Annotated in this window: 21 protein-coding genes; 9 read left to right on the forward strand and 12 right to left on the reverse strand. The window is 63.4% G+C overall.

From position 1 onward, the window contains the following. Positions 1 to 16 precede the first annotated feature (16 nt). The 5 genes from sucD to mdh all read right to left on the reverse strand — a co-directional run bounded on the left by sucD (position 17) and on the right by mdh (position 3,971). Complete coding sequence (gene sucD, locus NMG70_RS29780; protein ID WP_128285805.1) at positions 17 to 919, reverse strand: succinate--CoA ligase subunit alpha; 903 nt, start codon at positions 917 to 919, stop codon at positions 17 to 19. A 215-nt stretch (positions 920 to 1,134) separates the two neighbouring features. Continuing rightward, on the reverse strand, positions 1,135 to 1,365 hold the full coding sequence (locus NMG70_RS29785; protein WP_254027792.1) for a hypothetical protein: 231 nt from the start codon (positions 1,363 to 1,365) through the stop codon (positions 1,135 to 1,137). Positions 1,366 to 1,387: 22 nt separating this feature from the next. Next, a complete protein-coding gene (locus NMG70_RS29790; protein WP_254027793.1) occupies positions 1,388 to 1,759 on the reverse strand; it encodes a cupin domain-containing protein in 372 nt (123 codons plus the stop codon). 4 nt (positions 1,760 to 1,763) lie between these two features. Further along, the gene (sucC, locus tag NMG70_RS29795; protein ID WP_254027794.1) at positions 1,764 to 2,957 is read right to left on the reverse strand and encodes an ADP-forming succinate--CoA ligase subunit beta; all 1,194 of its coding nucleotides are present in this window, start codon (positions 2,955 to 2,957) and stop codon (positions 1,764 to 1,766) included. A 45-nt stretch (positions 2,958 to 3,002) separates the two neighbouring features. Further along, positions 3,003 to 3,971: a malate dehydrogenase gene (gene mdh, locus NMG70_RS29800; RefSeq protein WP_254027795.1), complete on the reverse strand. Its 969-nt coding sequence runs from the start codon at positions 3,969 to 3,971 to the stop codon at positions 3,003 to 3,005. Between the two features lie 238 nt (positions 3,972 to 4,209). On the opposite strand from mdh, the gene NMG70_RS29805 reads away from it, so the two are divergent. Beyond that, positions 4,210 to 4,638: a GNAT family N-acetyltransferase gene (locus NMG70_RS29805; protein WP_254027796.1), complete on the forward strand. Its 429-nt coding sequence runs from the start codon at positions 4,210 to 4,212 to the stop codon at positions 4,636 to 4,638. A 48-nt stretch (positions 4,639 to 4,686) separates the two neighbouring features. On the opposite strand, the gene zapE is transcribed toward NMG70_RS29805, so the two are convergent. Continuing rightward, on the reverse strand, positions 4,687 to 5,889 hold the full coding sequence (gene zapE, locus NMG70_RS29810) for a cell division protein ZapE (protein ID WP_254027797.1): 1,203 nt from the start codon (positions 5,887 to 5,889) through the stop codon (positions 4,687 to 4,689). A 206-nt stretch (positions 5,890 to 6,095) separates the two neighbouring features. After that, positions 6,096 to 6,644 carry a protease inhibitor Inh/omp19 family protein gene (locus NMG70_RS29815; RefSeq protein WP_254027798.1) on the reverse strand — a complete coding sequence of 183 codons (549 nt, stop codon included), beginning with the start codon at positions 6,642 to 6,644 and terminating at the stop codon, positions 6,096 to 6,098. Between the two features lie 294 nt (positions 6,645 to 6,938). Between NMG70_RS29815 and NMG70_RS29820 the strand changes: the two genes are divergently transcribed. The 7 genes from NMG70_RS29820 to NMG70_RS29850 all read left to right on the forward strand — a co-directional run bounded on the left by NMG70_RS29820 (position 6,939) and on the right by NMG70_RS29850 (position 13,908). Further along, positions 6,939 to 7,949: an MBL fold metallo-hydrolase gene (locus tag NMG70_RS29820; protein ID WP_254027799.1), complete on the forward strand. Its 1,011-nt coding sequence runs from the start codon at positions 6,939 to 6,941 to the stop codon at positions 7,947 to 7,949. A gap of 84 nt (positions 7,950 to 8,033) precedes the next feature. After that, positions 8,034 to 8,195 (forward strand): DUF1328 family protein, encoded by a 162-nt coding sequence (locus tag NMG70_RS29825; RefSeq protein ID WP_128175373.1) that lies wholly within the window; start codon positions 8,034 to 8,036, stop codon positions 8,193 to 8,195. 177 nt (positions 8,196 to 8,372) lie between these two features. Next, on the forward strand, positions 8,373 to 9,257 hold the full coding sequence (gene dapF / locus NMG70_RS29830) for a diaminopimelate epimerase (protein ID WP_254027800.1): 885 nt from the start codon (positions 8,373 to 8,375) through the stop codon (positions 9,255 to 9,257). Next, entirely contained in the window at positions 9,257 to 10,594 is a 1,338-nt protein-coding gene (gene mtaB / locus NMG70_RS29835; protein ID WP_254027801.1) for a tRNA (N(6)-L-threonylcarbamoyladenosine(37)-C(2))-methylthiotransferase MtaB, read from the forward strand. The genes dapF and mtaB overlap by 1 nt, the downstream gene beginning before the upstream one ends. An 11-nt stretch (positions 10,595 to 10,605) precedes the next feature. Next, positions 10,606 to 12,501, forward strand: coding sequence for a signal recognition particle-docking protein FtsY (ftsY, locus tag NMG70_RS29840; RefSeq protein WP_254027802.1), 1,896 nt, complete (start codon positions 10,606 to 10,608; stop codon positions 12,499 to 12,501). Positions 12,502 to 12,562: 61 nt separating this feature from the next. Then, on the forward strand, positions 12,563 to 13,237 hold the full coding sequence (locus NMG70_RS29845; RefSeq protein ID WP_254016997.1) for a septation protein A: 675 nt from the start codon (positions 12,563 to 12,565) through the stop codon (positions 13,235 to 13,237). A 50-nt stretch (positions 13,238 to 13,287) separates the two neighbouring features. Beyond that, complete coding sequence (locus NMG70_RS29850; RefSeq protein WP_254027803.1) at positions 13,288 to 13,908, forward strand: pyridoxamine 5'-phosphate oxidase family protein; 621 nt, start codon at positions 13,288 to 13,290, stop codon at positions 13,906 to 13,908. A 71-nt stretch (positions 13,909 to 13,979) separates the two neighbouring features. On the opposite strand, the gene NMG70_RS29855 is transcribed toward NMG70_RS29850, so the two are convergent. Then, complete coding sequence (locus tag NMG70_RS29855) at positions 13,980 to 14,897, reverse strand: SMP-30/gluconolactonase/LRE family protein (protein ID WP_254027887.1); 918 nt, start codon at positions 14,895 to 14,897, stop codon at positions 13,980 to 13,982. A gap of 318 nt (positions 14,898 to 15,215) precedes the next feature. On the opposite strand from NMG70_RS29855, the gene NMG70_RS29860 reads away from it, so the two are divergent. Then, positions 15,216 to 15,365, forward strand: a complete 150-nt coding sequence (locus tag NMG70_RS29860) for a hypothetical protein (RefSeq protein WP_254027891.1) — start codon at positions 15,216 to 15,218, stop codon at positions 15,363 to 15,365. A 259-nt stretch (positions 15,366 to 15,624) separates the two neighbouring features. Here the strand turns inward: NMG70_RS29860 and NMG70_RS29865 are convergent, their stop codons facing one another. The 4 genes from NMG70_RS29865 to ccmA form a co-directional block, all read right to left on the reverse strand. Beyond that, on the reverse strand, positions 15,625 to 16,203 hold the full coding sequence (locus NMG70_RS29865) for a DsbE family thiol:disulfide interchange protein (RefSeq protein ID WP_254027804.1): 579 nt from the start codon (positions 16,201 to 16,203) through the stop codon (positions 15,625 to 15,627). Beyond that, a complete protein-coding gene (ccmD, locus tag NMG70_RS29870; RefSeq protein WP_254016992.1) occupies positions 16,200 to 16,367 on the reverse strand; it encodes a heme exporter protein CcmD in 168 nt (55 codons plus the stop codon). Before ccmD ends, NMG70_RS29865 begins: the two co-directional genes overlap by 4 nt. 145 nt (positions 16,368 to 16,512) lie before the next feature. Beyond that, the gene (gene ccmB, locus NMG70_RS29875) at positions 16,513 to 17,178 is read right to left on the reverse strand and encodes a heme exporter protein CcmB (protein ID WP_254027805.1); all 666 of its coding nucleotides are present in this window, start codon (positions 17,176 to 17,178) and stop codon (positions 16,513 to 16,515) included. Positions 17,179 to 17,416: 238 nt separating this feature from the next. Next, on the reverse strand, positions 17,417 to 18,025 hold the full coding sequence (gene ccmA, locus NMG70_RS29880; RefSeq protein WP_254027806.1) for a heme ABC exporter ATP-binding protein CcmA: 609 nt from the start codon (positions 18,023 to 18,025) through the stop codon (positions 17,417 to 17,419). Positions 18,026 to 18,235: the final 210 nt, after the last annotated feature.

The following is an 18,235-nucleotide window of genomic DNA, read 5'->3' on the forward strand; positions in this document are numbered from 1 at the left end:
CTACTCCCTTACTCCCTTAACCCTTGATCGCCTCGACCAGCGTCGTGCCGAGCCGGGCCGGCGACGGCGAAACCTTTATTCCAGCCGATTCCATCGCCGCGATCTTGTCCTCGGCGCCACCCTTGCCGCCGGAGATGACCGCGCCCGCGTGACCCATGGTGCGGCCGGCCGGAGCCGTGCGCCCGGCGATGAAACCGGCCATCGGCTTTTTGCGGCCACGCTTGGCTTCGTCCTTGAGGAACTGCGCGGCGTCTTCCTCGGCCGAGCCGCCGATCTCGCCGATCATGATGATCGACTGGGTCTCGTCGTCGGCGAGGAACATCTCCAGCACATCGATGAACTCCGTGCCTTTGACGGGATCGCCACCGATGCCGACGGCGGTGGTCTGGCCGAGGCCGACATTGGTGGTCTGGAACACTGCCTCATAGGTAAGCGTTCCCGAGCGGGAAACAACGCCGACCGAGCCCTTGCGGAAGATGTTGCCCGGCATGATGCCGATCTTGCATTCGTTGGGGGTCAGGACGCCGGGGCAGTTGGGACCGATCAGCCGCGATGTCGAGCGGTCGAGCCGCGCCTTGACCTTGATCATGTCGATCACCGGGATGCCCTCGGTGATGCAGATGATCAGCGGGATCTCGGCTTCGATCGCTTCCAGGATCGCCTCGGCGGCGCCCGCCGGCGGCACATAGACGACAGACGCATTGGCGCCGGTCTTCGCCTTGCCTTCAGCGACGGTGGAAAAGATCGGCAGGCTCTCGCCCTTGGCGCCGGTCCACGTTTCGCCGCCCTTCTTGGGATGGATGCCGCCGACCATTTTTGTCCCGTGATAGGCCAGCGCCTGTTCGGTATGGAACGTGCCGGTCTTGCCGGTCAGGCCCTGCACGAGCACCTTGGTGTTCTTGTCGACGAGAATGGACATTTTTTTGCGACCTGATCAGTGAGTGCGGAAGGGGTTGATGGCGACCACGGAGCCGTAGGCCTGCCCGTGGTTGAGGTCTTCGGTGTAAGTTGAGGTCTTCGGTGTAAAGTGTCTTGACGCCAAGGCGCTCGGCGGCTGCGATGATTGCGCCATAATCCGCGCGCTTGGAATCGTGTCCGATGGCATAGACGAGCATGTTCGTATCGAGGCAGCACTCAGCGGTCATAGAGAGCTTCCCGGTTCCAATTCTTGCCGCCCATGTCGCCTGAAGTCTCGCAAGCAAGCCTCAGCAGGGCTACCCGTGCCTCGTCCTTGGCACGACGCTTCGCGGCCACCGTCGCGAAAAACTCCCGCACCAAGGCGTCGACGGTCGTTCCCTGTTCAGCGGCCGTCAGCTTGACCTGCTCCAGAACCTGATCATCAACCGCCAGCGTGATGTTCTTCATTTCTCTTCCTCGCACAAGCTCCCTAAAGCCGCTTGAGATCGGCGACGGTGAGGTCGCTCTTGGCGTTGCCGGTGTTGAGCGTCGTCGCCGGCTCGAACATCAGCACCACCGGCTCCTCGCTCAGCGAGCGCGGCCGGTGCTCGACGGCGCGCGGCACGACGATGAACTCGCCGCTGCCAAGCTCCACCGTGCCGTCGCGGAAATCGATGGCGATGCGGCCGCGCAGCACCAGGAACGCTTCGTCCTCGTTGTCATGCGCATGCCAGTCGAAGACGTCACCGAACTTGGCGATCTTGACCTGGGCATCGTTGACGTCGCCGGCGATGTGCGGATCGAAGACCTTTTTGATCTTCTGATCCGCCGCTTCGACCAGGTTTATCTTGCGCGGAGGCACCAGATCAGCCCTTCACCGCCGCCACGATCTTCTTCGCCGCGTCGTCGAGGTCGTCGGCCGAGACGACGTTGAGCCCGCTGTCGTTGATGATCTTCTTGCCGAGCTCGGCATTGGTGCCTTCGAGCCGCACCACCAGCGGCACCTGCAGCCCGACTTCCTTGACGGCGGCGATCACACCCTCGGCGATGATGTCGCACTTCATGATGCCGCCAAAAATGTTGATCAGAATGCCTTCGACCGCCGGGTCCTTGGTGATGATCTTGAACGCCGCAGTCACCTTCTCCTTCGACGCGCCGCCGCCGACGTCGAGGAAGTTGGCCGGCTCGGCGCCATAGAGCTTGATGATATCCATCGTCGCCATGGCGAGGCCGGCACCATTGACCATGCAGCCGATATTGCCGTCGAGCGCGACATAGGCGAGGTCGTATTTCGACGCCTCGATCTCCTTCTCGTCCTCTTCGGTAATGTCGCGCAGCTCCATCACGTCGGGATGGCGAAACAGCGCGTTGTTGTCGAACGACACTTTTGCGTCGAGCACGCGCAGCCGGCCGTTTCTCATGACGATCAGCGGGTTGACCTCGAGCAGGCTCATGTCCTTCTCGACGAAGGCTTTGTAGAGAATCGGGAACAGCGTCTCGCCGTCCTTGGCGGCATCGCCGTCGAGCTTCAGCGCGCCGTTGAGTTCTTTCAGATCATCCGCCGTTATGCCTTTTTCCGGGTCGATGGCGACGGTGATGATCTTTTCCGGCGTGTCGTGGGCGACCGCCTCGATGTCCATGCCGCCCTCGGTCGAAACGACGAAAGCGATGCGGCCGACGGAGCGATCGACCAGCAGCGACAGATAGAGCTCGCGCTCGATGTCGGCGCCGTCCTCGATGTAGAGGCGGTTGACCTGCTTGCCCGCCGGGCCGGTCTGCTTGGTGACCAGCGTGTTGCCAAGCATTTCCTTGGCATTGGCGACCACTTCGGCCACCGACTTCGCCAGCCGCACACCACCCTTGGCGTCGGGGCCGAGTTCCCTAAACTTGCCCTTGCCGCGGCCGCCGGCATGGATCTGGCTCTTGACCACATAGAGCGGGCCGGGCAGCGCCTTGGCAGCGGCTTCCGCCTCGCTTTCCCTAAACACCGGCACGCCTTCGGCCACCGGTGCGCCAAAGCCCTTCAGCAGCGCCTTGCCCTGATATTCATGGATGTTCATGCGCGTTGTCTCCAGATCACTACTGACGGATCACTTGCTGCGAGATCACTTGGCGGCGAGATGCGGAGCGATCTTGACGCAGGCCTCGCACAGGCCCTGCACCGCCGCCACCGAATTGTCGAACATCTTCTGCTCTGGCTTGCTGAGCTCGATCTCGATGATGCGTTCGACGCCGCCGGCGCCGATCACCACCGGCACACCGACATAGGTGTTCTTGACACCATACTGGCCGGAGAGATGCGCAGCACAGGGCAGCACGCGCTTCTTGTCCTTGAGATAGGCTTCGGCCATGGCGATTGCCGAGGCGGCCGGTGCGTAGAAGGCCGAGCCGGTCTTGAGCAGGCCGACGATCTCGGCGCCGCCGTCGCGGGTGCGTTGCACGATCTGATCGAGCTTTTCCTTCGAGGTCCAGCCCATCTTGATGAGGTCGGGCAGCGGGATGCCGGCGACCGTCGAATAGCGGATCATCGGCACCATGGAATCGCCATGGCCGCCGAGCACGAAGGCGGTGACATCCTCGACCGACACCTTGAATTCCTCGGCCAGGAAATAGCGAAAGCGCGAACTGTCGAGCACGCCGGCCATGCCGACGACATGGCTCTTCGGCAAGCCGGAGAACTTCTGCAGCGCCCAGACCATGGCGTCGAGCGGGTTGGTGATGCAGATGACGAAGGCTTTCGGCGCGTATTTCTTGAGACCCGCGCCAACCTGTTCCATGACCTTCAGATTGATGCCGAGAAGGTCGTCGCGGCTCATGCCGGGCTTGCGCGGCACGCCGGCGGTGACGATGCAGACGTCGGCGCCCTCGATGCCGGCATAATCGTTGACGCCGGTCAGCCTGGAATCGAAGCCATCGACCGGGGACGACTGCGCGATATCCAGCCCTTTGCCTTGCGGGATGCCCTCGGCGATATCGAACAGCACAACGTCGCCGAGATCCTTGAGACCGATCATGTGGGCTAGCGTGCCGCCGATCATGCCCGAGCCGATGAGCGCTATCTTGTTGCGTGCCATGTCAGGATGTTTTCCCTTTAGACTGTGACAGCGTCCAAATCCCTTAACGAAATTGGGTGACGGCGTCGAGGAAGGAGACCGGAATGCCGCGGGGAAGCCGCGAAGATCGCCGCACCCAATAGCCCCGACGCATAAAATATTCAAACGGTTATTTTGGAGCGAGATTTTTCAATCGGTTAGATGGGTTGGGATTTACGTAAACGTCAAAAGAATTGAGCCGACTTGGGAAAGTTACGCAATGAAGATGAAAATAAGAAGGCTATTTCCCGGCGATGACGCCCTTGTGATGCGGGTCGCCGAAGATGTGTTCGATGAACCAATCAGGCTGGATCGGCTTGCCGCCTATCTCGCCTCATCAGGTCATTTCATGATCGTGGCATTGGCCGATGGCATAGTCGTCGGCCAATGCGCGGCCGTCATCCACCGCCACCCCGACAAGGTGAGCGAACTCTACATCGACGAAGTCGGCGTGGCACCGGCCTTCCAGCGCCAGGGCATAGCGACGAAGATGCTCGACGCCATGTTTGAGCTCGGCCGGGAGCATGGCTGCGAGGAGGCTTGGGTCGGCACCGAGCCGCACAATGTCTCGGCGCGCTCGCTTTATGAGGCGCGGAAGGAGCCGCACGGGCCGGCGGAGGATTTCGTGATGTATGTTTATCGACTCTAGGCGCCGGCAGGACAGAGGGGGGTGTGGCGGAACGCTACGAAACGAGGTTCAGGCCTGCGCCTGCCTCGCCTCCACAGGCACCACACGCGCCTTCTGCCTCCCCACCCAGCCTTCCAGCCATTCGTGGCTCTGCATCTCGATCAGCCGCGACGCGGTGCGCTCGAACTCGAAGACCTCGTTGCCGCGCTTGGCCGTATAAAGCTGCGCTGGCGGTGCGGCGGCGCTCACCACCAGCCGCACATGATGGTCGTAGAGCGTGTCGATCAGCAGGATGAAGCGCTTCGCCTCGTTGCGCATGCCTTCTCCAAGCACCGGCACATGATCGATAAAGACCGTCGAGAAGCGGCCGGCAATCGCCAGGAAATCGCGGGCACCGAGCGGGTTTTCGCAGAGATCGGCAAAGGAAAACCGCGCCGCGTCGCCGGCGGCGCGCGGCACGAGGACCTGCCGGCCCTTTACCGTCAGGGCCGCTGCCTGCGTCGGCCTGCCATGCGTCATCACGTTCCAGGCCTCGTCGAGGACAGCATCGGCGGCGGCATCGGCAGGGGTGACATAGACCGGCAGGCGGCTGAGCTTGTCCAGCCGATAGTCCTTGTCGGCATCGAGGGCAATCACCTGCGCATGCCGCTCCAGGATGCCGATGAAGGGCAGGAAAAGCTTGCGATTCAAGCCGTCGCCGTAGAGATCCTGCGGCGCGACATTGGACGTGGCGACCAGCACGACGCCATTGGCAAACAGCGCCGAGAACAGCCGCGACAGGATCATCGCATCTGCGATGTCGGTGACGGAAAACTCGTCGAAGCACAGCACCCAGGCTTCCTCGGCCAACGCGCGGGCCACCGGCGCGATCGGGTCGTCTTCCCTGACGGTGCCCTCTTTACGCGCCTGCCGGTGCTTCTGGATGCGGTCCTGCACATCGGCCATGAAGTCGTTGAAATGCACACGACGCTTGCGCCGGACCGGCACCAGCTCGAAGAACATGTCCATCAGCATGGTCTTGCCGCGGCCGACGCCGCCGTGGATATAGAGGCCCTTGACGGCCTCGCGCGTCTCGCGCTTGCGAGCGAACAGCCAGCCCAGCGCGCTCGATTTGTGCGCCAGCCGTTTTGCCGAAATCTCGTCGATCAGCCGGTCGAGTGCCGCGACGATCCGCTCCTGCGCCCGATCGCGGTCGATCAGGCCTGACACAACCAGATGGTCGTAGCGCTGCCGGACGGTCGCATGGGTCTGTAGGCCGTCACGCAGATGCATCGGTCACGTCGTTCCGGAGCAATTCCAAGAAAAGTGTGTAGCGGTTTTCTGTCCGGAATTGCGTAAAAACAAAAGAGAGCAATTCCGGGAAAAGTGTGTAGCGGTTTTCTGTCCGGAATTGCGTAAAAACAAAAGAGAGCAATTCCGGGAAAAGCGTGTAGCGGTTTTCGGCCCGGAATCGCGTAAAAACAATAAGGGCGAGCGGATCAGCCTCTTGTAAGCGAGATCGGCAGGCCGTTGGAAGTCTGGCCGTCGAATTTCTCTCCGCCCGAGGAATAGAGCCGTGCCAGCGTGCCGCCATTCTCGTCGTACAGCGTCAACTGCTTGCCGGCGACATTCCAGGATTTGATGCCGTCGATCGGTGCCGGGCAATGCAGCGGTCCAGCCCGATAGCCGGAGCCGAATTTGGTCTGCGGCGTCGCCACCTGGCAGCTCTGGCCGGACACGCTGGCCTTCCACACGCCGGCGACGCTGCTTGCGGTAAGATCCGGGGCTCCAGCCGGAGCCGTTCCGTCCGGCGGCAGCGAGGCGACCTGGGGGTTTAGCGTGCCTTGCGGCGCCGTCGGAAATTTCGACGGGTCGGCGGTGCCGGGCGACGCCGGCGGCGGCAGCTGGTTTGCGGTCACCTTGCCGGAGGGCGCGGCTTGCAGCGGCGCCGGCTGCTGGTCCATCGACGAGAACCGTGACGTTGAACAGCCGCTCGCAAAGAGCGCGGCCAGCGATACGGCCAGCAAACCGGTTTTCGAAAAATCCATTTCAAACCTCCGTCGGATCCGGCCGGGCTGCCGTCCGCACAATATCCCCTCTACCAAGACGGAGAAGGTGGCAAAATTTCAACCCTATATGGTTAAAAGAGCATTTGCGGCGGCACCTGTTGCAACTTTGCCACAAATGCGTGCCGCCCGAAAGCCTGCCATAGGGGTCTGACCCGAGACTGCGCAGCGGTTTGCCTGGACAGGCCTGCCCCCTGGCGTCCGGCCGCCAAATGCTTGCGCCAGCCCGCTTCGGTCCTATCTCTGATGAAACCGAACCTTGCCGGAGGCGAAATCTTGGCTGCGAGGAAAAGGGCGGCCAACCGCTACTATAGCGGGCCGCCCAGCGATCATTTCGACGGCACCTTGTTCTTCAATCCCGACGGCAAGCCGCCTGCCCGCTTTTCCGATCTTTTGAAGTGGCAGCTGGGCGGCGAGCGCTCGAAATGGCCGACGGCAGATCCGAGCCCGTTTCATCAGACGACCCCGGCCAAGCGGATCGACGGCTCCGGGCTAAGGATGACCATGGTCGGCCACTCCTCGCTTCTCATCCAGACAGCCGGCCTGAACATCCTTACCGACCCGGTCTGGTCGCAGCGCGCCTCGCCGCTTCCCTTTGCCGGGCCGAAACGGGTCAATCCGCCGGGCATCGCGTTTTCCAACCTGCCGCAGATCGACCTCGTGTTGGTCAGCCACAACCACTACGATCACCTCGACCTCGCCACGCTGAAGCGGCTGAAGACAAGGCACGACCCGTTGGTGCTGACGCCGCTCGGCAACGACGCCATCATCGACGCTGGCGTTCCCGGCATGCGGCTTTCCGCGCATGACTGGGGCGAGCGGGTCGAGATCGGCAAGGACGTCGCCGTCCATGTCGAGCCGGTGCACCACTGGTCGGCGCGCGGCACCCGCGACCGGCGCATGGCGCTGTGGGCGGGTTTTGTGGTTGAGACGCCGGGCGGAAAAATCTATTTTGCCGGCGACACCGGTTTCCACGATGGCATCAACTACCGGCTGATGGCCGAAAGGCACGGCGGCTTCCGCCTCGCTATCCTGCCGATCGGCGCCTACGAGCCGCGCTGGTTCATGGAGCCACACCACCAGAACCCGGAGGAGGCGGTGCAAGGCATGCTGTTGTGCAACGCCGCCTATGCCGCCGGCTGCCATTGGGGCACGTTCCGGCTCACCAACGAGCCGATCGACGAGCCGGCAAGAAAGCTGGGCGAGGCCCTCGACGATCAGGGTGTCCCGCAAGAACGCTTTCGCGCCCTGCGTCCCGGCGAGGTCTGGGACGTGCCGGCGCTCTAGGCAGGCGACCGGCCCCAGGGGAACCGGGGACGTCGTAACCGCGTTGGTAGTCGTCCACAACCGTCGGCTGCGAGGGATTTTCCCATGATCAAATGGATCGTGATTCTTCTGATTATCGCGGCCGCGGCCAGCCTGCTCGGCATGCCGGCATTGGCCGGAGCCGCCGCCACCGGCGCCCGCATTCTCATCGGCATCGTGCTGATCATCTTCCTGCTGGTCATGCTTGGCGTCTTCGCGGTGGCGTAGTCGCATCGGCCCGAAAATCGGAATCGATTTTCGGAAAGCACATTGCGCGGGTTCAAAGTGTCAGAGCGTACTTTGTGCGTCCAAGTGGACGCAGGTCGCTCTGACACGTGCGCACACTGGTAATTCCGGCCGCTATCCGCCATATAGGCGCCAAACCGGCATGAGACCTTTCGATCCATGGCAAGAACTGCCCCCTTCGCCAAGATGAATGGCATCGGCAACGAAATCATCGTTGCCGACATGCGCGGTCGCGCCGATCGGGTGACGCCGGCTGCCGCCCTTGCGCTCAATGCCGATGCCGCGACGAAATTCGATCAGATCATGGCGATCCACGACGCCAGAACACCAGGCACCGCCTTTTTCATCGACATCTTGAATTCCGACGGAACCGGCGCGCAGGCCTGCGGCAACGGCATGCGCTGCGTGGTGCAGGCGCTAGCCGCCGAGACCGGCCAGAAGACATTCGCCTTCGAGACCGTCGCTGGCATCCTCAACGCCGAAGAACATGCCGACGGGCTGATCTCGGTCGACATGGGCACGCCGCGTTTTGGCTGGCAGGATATTCCGCTCGCCGAGGAATTCCGCGATACCCGCATGATCGAGCTGCAGGTCGGCCCGATCGACGCGCCGGTGCTGCACTCGCCCTCGGTCGTGTCGATGGGCAATCCGCACGCCATCTTCTGGGTCGACCGCGACATCTGGTCCTATGAGCTCGACCGCTTCGGTCCGCTGCTCGAAAACCACCCGATCTTCCCCGAACGCGCCAACATCACCATCGCGCGGGTGACCTCTCCCGAGACGATGGTCATCCGCACCTGGGAGCGCGGCGCCGGCCTGACCAAGGCCTGCGGCACGGCGGCTTGTGCCGCCGTCGTCGCTGCCGCGCGCACCAGGCGGACCGGACGCAGCGTCTCTCTGGTGACGCCCGGAGGCGGCTCCTTGCATGTCGAGTGGCGCGGCGACGATCACGTCATCCTCACCGGTGCCGCCGAATGGGAATTTTCCGGCAGCTTCGACCCGGCGACCGGTGCGTGGGCCCGCGACACCGAAAGCGCCGCCTGATGGCCGCTCTTGCCAAGAAGGGTCCCGCTCTTTCCGGGGATCCCGTTTTCTCCAAGGGCGTTGATGTCGTCACCTTCGGCTGCCGGCTGAATACCTATGAATCCGAGGTGATGCGGCGAGAGGCGGAAAGCGCCGGCCTTGGCGCGCTGGAAGGCGGCGCCATCATCTTCAACACCTGCGCCGTCACCGGCGAGGCGGTGCGCCAGGCAAAACAGTCGATCCGCAAGGCCCGCCGCGAGAACCCGCAGGCCCGCATTATCGTCACCGGCTGCGCCGCGCAGACCGAGCCGCAGAATTTCGTCGCCATGGACGAGGTCGATCTCGTCCTTGGCAATGAGGAAAAGCTGAAGGCGCATTCCTATCGCGGGCTGCCGGATTTCGGCGTCAACGACACCGAGAAGGCTCGCGTCAACGATATCTTTTCGGTACGCGAGACGGCCGGCCACATGGTCGATGCCATCGAAGGCCGGGCGCGAGCATTCGTCCAGGTTCAGAACGGCTGCGACCACCGCTGCACCTTTTGCATCATACCGTATGGCCGCGGCAATTCGCGCTCGGTGCCGATGGGGGCCGTGGTCGAGCAGGTCAAGCGGCTGAGCGGCAACGGCTATGCCGAGATCGTGCTGACCGGCGTCGACATGACCAGTTTCGGTGCCGACCTGCCGGGCAGCCCGAAGCTCGGCAAATTGGTCAAGACAATCCTGAAGCAGGTGCCTGACGTGAAGCGCCTGCGCCTTTCCTCCATCGATTCGATCGAGGCTGACGACGATCTGCTCGACGCCATCGCCACCGAGCCTCGGCTGATGCCGCATCTGCATCTGTCGCTGCAGTCCGGTGACGACATGATCCTGAAGCGGATGAAGCGCCGGCACAACCGGGATCAGTCGATCCGTTTTTGCCAGGATTTGCGCAGATTGCGTCCCGGCATCGTCTTCGGCGCCGACATCATCGCCGGCTTCCCGACCGAGACGGACGCCATGTTCGAAAAATCGCTGGAGATCGTCGAGGAATGCGGCCTGACGCATCTTCACGTTTTTCCGTTTTCGCCGCGCCAAGGCACCCCCGCCGCGCGCATGCCGCAGCTTCGCCGCGAACTGGTCAAGCAGCGCGCGGCACGGCTGCGCGCCGCCGGTGACGCCGCTTATCGCAGCCACCTTTCCTCGCTCGCCGGAACACGCCAGTCGATCCTGGTCGAGCGCGAGGGGCTCGGCCGCACCGAAGGCTTCACGCTCGCTGCGGTCTCCGCCGGCGCGCCGGGCGAAATCGTTGACGCCGCTATCGCCGGCGATGACGGTGTCAGACTGATCGCGGCGCCGCTTGCCGCCCGCGCCGCCTGAGACGCAAGAACATGGCTGGTTTTCTCAAGAAGATATTTTCGTTCGGCAAGAAGGAAGTGGTCGAGGAGCGGATCGACGAGTCAGCACCGCTGCCGCCGATCAAATGGGATGCGCTGGAGGCGCTGAAACCGGCGGCCGAGCAAGCAGTTCCGGAATTTTTGAAACGTGAAGAGCCTCGGCCCGAGGCAGAAGCTGCGCCTCCGCCACCGGTCGAGGCGGAAGCGCCGCCCGCGCCGCTGCCGGCGCCTGTTGAAGAGGCCGAGCCCGCTCCGATCATTTCCCCCGAGCCAGACATCCAGCCGGAACCCGCTCCGGTCAAAGAGCCGGAGACGCCTGCCGAGGAGCCGGCGCCAGAGGAGATTCCGGCGGCTCCCGTCATCCCCGAGTCTCCTCCGGAGCCAGGGCCGGAGGAAATTCCTGAGCCAGCACCGACGCAGCCAGCGATCGTCCAGACTGAGGGTCCGTCGCCGGAGCGTGGCGCTGCCCCTCATCCGCCTGCCGGCACCTTCTCCCCGTATAGTGACGGGGAGAAGGGTGCTGATCGTCCCGCCGAGCCTGCTATTGAAAGCGGCAAAGAAGTAGCTCCGACGCTGACGCCCTCCGCTCCCCGTCCTTCACGGGGAGAGGGTGAGGGTGAGAGGCAGCGCGAAGATATCGCACCGGCGGCCGAAATCCCGCCCCCGATTCGCCAGCCGGCGCCGGTTGAGGCAAAGCCTGTGGTTGCCGGGATCGCGCCCGAGCCTGAAGCCGTGCCAGCGCCACACCCTCCCCTCGATGGGGAGGGTCGCCGCGAAGCGGCGGGGTGGGGTGACAGCGCCGGCGCCAGTCACCTCCGAGCTTCGCTCGGGACCTCCCCCATCGAGGCGGAGGTAAAGCGCGAGCCCGTTCCGCAACCACCGCCGGAGCCAAAGCCGGCTCCCGGCAAGGTCACCGTCACCAAGAAGGTCGAGCAGAGAGCCGAGCCGCAGAAGGCGCCGGAACCGGCACCGAAACGCTCGTGGTTCCAGCGCATGAAGGAGGGGCTCGCCCGCTCTTCCCGGGAACTGTCCGGCAACATCGCCGGCGTCTTCACCAAGCGCAAGCTCGACGAGGACACGCTGCAGGATCTGGAGGACGTGCTGATCCGCGCCGATCTCGGCATGGAGACGGCTTTGCGCATCACCGATTCGCTGGCCGCCAGCCGCTACGGCAAGGACGTCTCCGAGACGGAAGTGCGCGCCATCATGGCGACCGAGGTGGAGAAGGTGCTGACCCATGTCGCCTTGCCGCTGGAGCTCGACCTCAGCCACAAGCCGCATGTCATCCTTGTCGTCGGCGTCAACGGCACCGGCAAGACCACGACCATCGGCAAGCTGGCGGCAAAGCTCACCGACGGCGGCCTGTCGGTGATGCTCGCCGCCGGCGACACGTTCCGTGCCGCCGCGATCGAGCAATTGAAGATCTGGGGCGAGCGCACCAAGTCGCCGGTCATCGCCTCGAAGCTCGGCGCCGACGCCGCCGGCCTCGCCTACGATGCCTTCGAACAGGCCAGGCAAGCCGGCTCCGACGTGCTGATCATCGACACCGCCGGGCGGCTGCAGAACAAGACCGAGTTGATGGCGGAACTGGAAAAGATCGTCCGGGTGCTGGGCAAGCTCGATCCGGAGGCGCCGCACACCGTGCTGCAGACGGTCGACGCCACCACCGGCCAGAACGCGCTCAACCAGGTCGAGATCTTCCGCAATGTCGCCGGCGTCAACGGCCTGGTGATGACCAAGCTGGACGGCACGGCACGCGGCGGTATTCTGGTGGCGATCGCGGCAAAGCACAAATTGCCGGTCTATTTCATCGGTGTCGGCGAACAGGTCGACGACCTCGAACCATTCTCCGCAAGCGAGTTCGCCAGGGCGATCGCTGGAGTGGCATAACAAGCATGATCCCAAGAAGTTGCAGACTTTTGGGACAGGATCATGCGCAAGAAGGAAAGCTATGAACCCGCGCATCCTCGAACGCGACCCGTCCGACCCGCAAAAACAAAAGAAGGAAGGCGTCAATCCGCTGCTCAAGATGGTGCTGGAGCTCGGCCCGTTGATGGTGTTCTTCTTCGCCAACGCCCGCGGCGCATGGCTGTCGCAGAAATTTCCGGCGCTGGCCGAATTCGGCGGGCCGATCTTCGTCGCCACCGGCCTGTTCATGGCCGCGACCGCGATCGCGCTGGCCGCGTCCTGGCTGCTCACCCGCACCTTGCCGATCATGCCGATGGTGTCTGGCGTCGTCGTCTTCGTCTTCGGCGCGCTGACGCTCTACCTGCAGGACGACATCTTCATCAAGATGAAGCCGACCATCGTCAACATGCTGTTTGGCGGCGTGCTGCTCGGCGGCCTGTTTTTCGGCAAGTCGCTGCTCGGTTACGTCTTTGATTCGGCCTTCAGCCTCGATGCCGAGGGCTGGAAGAAACTCACCTTCCGCTGGGGCCTGTTTTTCCTGTTTCTGGCCCTTGTCAACGAAGTGGTCTGGCGGAATTTTTCCACCGACGCCTGGGTTGCCTTCAAGGTCTGGGGCATCATGCCGATCACCCTTCTTTTCACCTTCAGCCAGATGCCGCTGATCATGCGCCATTCGCTTGAAGGCAAGACCGGAACAGAAGGGAAGCCCGGCAAGTAACTGGCCCCGGCAAGTAACTGGCCCCGGCAGGTAACTGGCAAGGAGAGGGCATGGAATTCGTCACCACGCGCGAAGAACTGAGAACGATCTACAAGACGCCTCGGCCGACCGACGGCTCGATCCGCAAGGAATTGAAGGCGCTGGATGGCCACAGCCGTTCCTTCATCGGCAAGAGCCCGTTCGTGCTGATCGGCTCCTCCGACGGCGCCGGCAATGCTGATGTGACGCCGAAGGGCGACAGGCCGGGCTTTGCCGCCGTGCTCGACGAGAAGACCATCGCCATCCCCGACCGGCCCGGCAACAACCGGCTCGACACGCTGGAGAACATTCTTCTCAACCCTTCGGTAGGCCTGCTCTTCCTAATCCCGGGCATGAACGAGACGCTGCGCGTCAATGGCGACGCCCGCATCACCGTCGATGCGGCTTTGCGCGAGCGGCTCGCCGTCGACGGCAAGCAGCCGCAAAGCGTCGTCCTGGTGACGGTCAAGGCCGCCTACATGCATTGCGCCAAGGCTTTCATGCGCTCTGATTTGTGGAAGCCGGAAACCTGGTACGACCGCGCGACGCTGCCGACGCTCGGCCAGATCCTGCGCGACCAGCTGGCGCTCGCCGATTCGGCCGAGGCGACCGACCGCTGGCTGGACGAAGAATACAAACACACCATGTGGTAAATCCGCTCGGTCGCGATCCGCCCGAGAAGGCATAGCAAAGGCCTCGCTTGGATATTGCTTTGGCGGGCCGCTCAAAATGTCTTTGCGCCGTTGACCATCAGCCGGACCATGTAGAGCGAGGTCGTGCCGGCGATGTAGAGGCAGTTCAGCTTGTTGCCGCCGAACACGCAATTGGCGACGACTTCCGGCACCTTGACCTTGCCGATCAGCGTCCCGTCCGGATCATAGCAATGGATGCCGTCGGCGGCACTGGTCCAGATTCGGCCATGGTCGTCGAGCCTGAAACCATCGAACAGGCCGGCCGTGCAATCGGCGAAAACCTTTCCGCCGGAGACCTTCTTGCCGGCCTGGTCGACATCGAACACCCGCATATGCGCCGGATTCTGCCCGCCATGCGTGCGGCCGGTATCGACGACGTAAAGCTTGCTCTCGTCGAGCGAGAAGGCAAGCCCGTTGGGCCTGACCATGTCGGTGATCACCGCTTCGATCTCACCGGTGCCGGGGTCGGCCCGGTAAACATGGCAGGCGCCGATCTCGCTCTCGGCCTTGTCGCCCTCATAATCCGTATCGATGCCGTAGGTCGGGTCGGTGAACCAGATCGAACCATCGGACTTGACCACCGCATCGTTGGGCGAATTCAGCCGCTTGCCGCGCCATCTGTCGGCAATGGTGGTGATCGAGCCGTCGTGCTCGGTGCGGCTGACGCGGCGGCCCGAATGCTCGCAAGTGACCAGCCGGCCCTGCCGGTCGACGGTGTTGCCGTTGGAATTGCCCGACGGCTGCCGGAACACGCTGACGCTGCCGTCGGTCTCGTCATAACGCAGCATGCGGTTGTTGGGAATGTCGGACCAGACCACATAACGGCCGGCCGCAAACCAGGCCGGCCCTTCGGCCCACCGGCATCCGGTGAACAGCTTGTCCACCTGCGCGTTGCCGTTGAACAGCCGCGCAAAGCGCGGATCGAGAATCTCGTAGTCTTCGGCGGGCATGGTTTCCTCCCGGTCATGCAAATCGTTGGTGCCGGCGCGATCAAGCCAGCCGGCGATCGATATGGCAAGACCGTTGATATCGGTCTCACCGCATCTTGAGGCATCCGGGCAGGCAACGCCGCGCTTGCTCAGATGACTAGGCCCAATGACGGGGTACATGCGCCGTCAACCGGCTATGCGCTCAGTGCAATGGTGCATTGCAACATCTTCTTTTTGCGGCGCATCATAACTATGTCATGCTGCGTATCGATCAGGGAGGAACAACCTGCCGCAAGAATGCGGCGCAGAAGGAACCTCGCTATGATTTTCGAAAGCCTCATGAGCCGTGCTCGCACCAGCATCGCCAAGCGCCGGCAATACAACCGCCTCATCGCTGAAATCGACAGCTTTTCCAGCCGCGATCTGGCCGACATGCGCGCCGACCGCAGCGAAATGCTCTACCAGGTCCACAAGCAGATCTACGGCTGAATCTTCGGTCAACCTTTCACGTTCGTCATCCTTGGGCGTAGCGACGCGAAGCGGAGCGAAGACCCAAGGATCCATGCCGTGGCATCTGCCGAAGAATGCGACGGTCCAGAACAGCCGCTGTTACGCGCGAAATCACGGACCATCGCAAAACAAGCGTTCTGCATCGCTGTGGCGCTCGAAAGCCACGGCATGGATCCTAGGGTCTTCGCCGCGTCGCTGCGCTCCTTGCTCGCCCTAGGATGACGAAAACGGCGGGCCATCAGCCCGGAGCCGCCAGCGCTTTTTCGATTTCGGGCAGCAGCAGCGTCTGTGCCGAGCCCGGCGTCAGCGGGCCGACATGCTTGTAGGCGATCTTGCCGTCCTTGCCGACGACGAAGGTTTCCGGCACGCCGTAGACCCCCCAGTCGATTGCCGCCCGCCCCGCCGCGTCGACGCCGATCGCCTGGAACGGGTTGCCGAGATTGCCGAGGAACCGGCGGGCGTTTTCCGGCTGGTCCTTGTAGTTGAGCGCGGCCATGACGAAGCGCTTGTCCTGTGACAGTGCCAGCAGCACCGGATGTTCGTCGCGGCATGGCCCGCACCAGGACGCGAAGACGTTGACCAGTGTGACCTTGCCGGCGAACTGACTGGAATCGAGCCCGGGCAGATTCATGCCCTCAAGCGCCGGCAGATTGGTCTGCGGCGCCGGCAGGCCGATCAGCGCCGATGGCACTTCCGAAGTGTCGCGGCCGGACAGCAGCTGCGTCAGGAACAATCCCGCCAGCCCGAGGAAAATCAGCAGCGGCAACAGCACGATCAGGCGCCGCCCGCGCGCCGGCGTCTCCGTTTCCATGCTCATGATTTCCCCGCCTTGTCGGAGCGCCGCCGCACGCCGGACGCTTCCAGCTCGGCGAGGTCCCTCTTTCGTGCCCGCTGGTCGAACAGGATCCAGCCGATCAGCCCGGCCAGCACCACGGCCGTGATGGCATAAGCAGCGGTCACATAGAGCGCATGCGCGCTCATAGGGGTCGCGCCTCCGGTGCAAAGCCTTTCAGCCGGACCATTTCGCTTCGTTCCAACATGCCTTCCCTTAACCTTGCGCCATCGGCTTCGCAATCGACAGCAGCGCCGCAGCCTTTGACGCCATCACGAACGATGGCCGGCCACATCAGTCCGTTCCATGGCGCAGCGCCAATGCTGCCGCAACCGGCCCCAGCACGGCAAGAAACAAGGTCAGCGCGGCAAGAATGAGGAAGGGCTGCAGAAACGGATCAGGGTTCGCCACCGCGCCATAGCTTGCCGAGACGCCGAAGATCAGCACCGGGATGGTCAGCGGCAGCACCAGCACCGAGATCAGCAGCCCGCCGCGCGGCAGCGCCACCGCTACCGCCGCACCGGCAGCGCCGATGAAGGTAATCGCCGGCGTGCCGACCAGAAGGGTCAGCGCCGTGGCGCCGATGCCGATCGGCGCCATATTCATGAACAGGCCGAGCAAGGGTGTCGCGATGACCAGCGGCAGCACGCTTCCCGCCCAATGCGCCAGGCATTTCGTCAGCACGGTCAGCGCCAGCATCTGCCGGTCGTCGCCGAGCACCAGCAGATCGAGCGAGCCGTCCTCCCGGTCTGCCTGGAACAATCGGTCGAGGCCGAGCAGGCAAGCCAGCAAGGCACCGATCCACAGGATCGCCGGGCCGATGCGGGCAAGCAGATTGAGGTCCGGCCCGACGCCGAAGGGGATCGTGGCGATCACCGCGAGAAAGAAGATCACGCCGGTCAGCGCCCCGCCGCCGGCCCGGATACTGAGGCGGATGTCGCGCAGGAAGAGGGACCACATTACGATGCGGTCCCTTGTCGGTGGCAAGGCGAAACGTGGAGTTCCTTCGCGCCCCCCTCTGTCCTGCCCTCTTTGCCACCACTTGGCATCTCCCCCACGAGGGGGGAGATTGGCAGCTTCACCGCGGGCGCCCAATTTGCAACGTTGAAAATTGGCGAAAGCGGAGGCGACGGCCAATCTCCCCCCAAGGGGGGGAGATGTCCGGCAGGACAGAGGGGGGCGCCGTGGAACGCCGACATCAATCGACCTCCCCCATCCTCAATTCTGTCGCTCCTTCAATTCCCAGCGGCAGATGCGTGGCTGCGACAATCATCCCTCCCTCATCAAGATGCTTTGTCATCAGCTCGCCGAATCGCTCCTCCGAAGCCTTGTCCAGCCCGGCCGTAGGCTCGTCGAGCAGCCACAGCGGCCGGCGGCTGACCAGCAGTTTTGCGATCGCCGCGCGGCGGCGTTGCCCGGTGGAGAGATAGCCGAACGGCAGATGGCCGATACCATCAAGCCCGACCATTGCCAGCGCCTGTTCGGCGCTCAAAAAATCCGCGCCCGAAAAGTCGCGCCAGAAGCGCAGATTTTCCGCCACGCTCAGCGCCGTCTTCATCGCGTTCTGGTGGCCGAGATAGTGGCAGGCTGAGGCGACCGAGGGAAAATCCTCAGCCCCGCCTTCGATAAGCAAACGGCCTGCCGCCACCGGCAGCAACCCGGCGACCACCCTGAGCAGTGTCGATTTTCCCGCGCCGTTCGGCCCGGTGACGATCAGCGCCTGGCCTTTGCCAAGGGCAAAGTTGATGCCGGAAAAAACCGCCTCGCCGCCGCGTTCGCCGCCCAGATTTTCGGCGATCATCCGCATTCCTTGCCCGTCCCGAAAACGCCGCTTCACGGCAGCTGCCGCATCGCACAAAATAGCCTTTCGACTGTCTAGAACTATTCCAGGAAATTCTCTATATGCGGGGCATCCGTGCCAGCGGTCGGCACGGGAAGCGAATTAGCGCCGAACCAGCGCACGCGCCGCCTTGAACGGCTCGGGTTGGCTGGGAACGGACAGCGGAAATGGCCGTAC

Source organism: Mesorhizobium ventifaucium (assembly GCF_935822925.1).
GTDB classification, from domain to species: domain Bacteria; phylum Pseudomonadota; class Alphaproteobacteria; order Rhizobiales; family Rhizobiaceae; genus Mesorhizobium; species Mesorhizobium ventifaucium.

Excerpts from the sequence above, each read along its gene's own strand:
- sucD (WP_128285805.1), bottom strand. The coding sequence starts at position 919 with ATGTCCATTCTCGTCGACAAGAACACCAAGGTGCTCGTGCAGGGCCTG.
- NMG70_RS29785 (WP_254027792.1), bottom strand. The coding sequence starts at position 1,365 with ATGAAGAACATCACGCTGGCGGTTGATGATCAGGTTCTGGAGCAGGTC.
- sucC (WP_254027794.1), bottom strand. The coding sequence starts at position 2,957 with ATGAACATCCATGAATATCAGGGCAAGGCGCTGCTGAAGGGCTTTGGC.
- mdh (WP_254027795.1), bottom strand. The coding sequence starts at position 3,971 with ATGGCACGCAACAAGATAGCGCTCATCGGCTCGGGCATGATCGGCGGC.
- NMG70_RS29805 (WP_254027796.1), top strand. The coding sequence starts at position 4,210 with ATGAAGATGAAAATAAGAAGGCTATTTCCCGGCGATGACGCCCTTGTG.
- zapE (WP_254027797.1), bottom strand. The coding sequence starts at position 5,889 with ATGCATCTGCGTGACGGCCTACAGACCCATGCGACCGTCCGGCAGCGC.
- NMG70_RS29815 (WP_254027798.1), bottom strand. The coding sequence starts at position 6,644 with ATGGATTTTTCGAAAACCGGTTTGCTGGCCGTATCGCTGGCCGCGCTC.
- NMG70_RS29825 (WP_128175373.1), top strand. The coding sequence starts at position 8,034 with ATGATCAAATGGATCGTGATTCTTCTGATTATCGCGGCCGCGGCCAGC.
- dapF (WP_254027800.1), top strand. The coding sequence starts at position 8,373 with ATGGCAAGAACTGCCCCCTTCGCCAAGATGAATGGCATCGGCAACGAA.
- mtaB (WP_254027801.1), top strand. The coding sequence starts at position 9,257 with ATGGCCGCTCTTGCCAAGAAGGGTCCCGCTCTTTCCGGGGATCCCGTT.
- ftsY (WP_254027802.1), top strand. The coding sequence starts at position 10,606 with ATGGCTGGTTTTCTCAAGAAGATATTTTCGTTCGGCAAGAAGGAAGTG.
- NMG70_RS29845 (WP_254016997.1), top strand. The coding sequence starts at position 12,563 with ATGAACCCGCGCATCCTCGAACGCGACCCGTCCGACCCGCAAAAACAA.
- NMG70_RS29850 (WP_254027803.1), top strand. The coding sequence starts at position 13,288 with ATGGAATTCGTCACCACGCGCGAAGAACTGAGAACGATCTACAAGACG.
- NMG70_RS29855 (WP_254027887.1), bottom strand. The coding sequence starts at position 14,897 with ATGCCCGCCGAAGACTACGAGATTCTCGATCCGCGCTTTGCGCGGCTG.
- NMG70_RS29860 (WP_254027891.1), top strand. The coding sequence starts at position 15,216 with ATGAGCCGTGCTCGCACCAGCATCGCCAAGCGCCGGCAATACAACCGC.
- NMG70_RS29865 (WP_254027804.1), bottom strand. The coding sequence starts at position 16,203 with ATGAGCATGGAAACGGAGACGCCGGCGCGCGGGCGGCGCCTGATCGTG.
- ccmD (WP_254016992.1), bottom strand. The coding sequence starts at position 16,367 with ATGAGCGCGCATGCGCTCTATGTGACCGCTGCTTATGCCATCACGGCC.
- ccmB (WP_254027805.1), bottom strand. The coding sequence starts at position 17,178 with ATGTGGTCCCTCTTCCTGCGCGACATCCGCCTCAGTATCCGGGCCGGC.
- ccmA (WP_254027806.1), bottom strand. The coding sequence starts at position 18,025 with ATGCGGATGATCGCCGAAAATCTGGGCGGCGAACGCGGCGGCGAGGCG.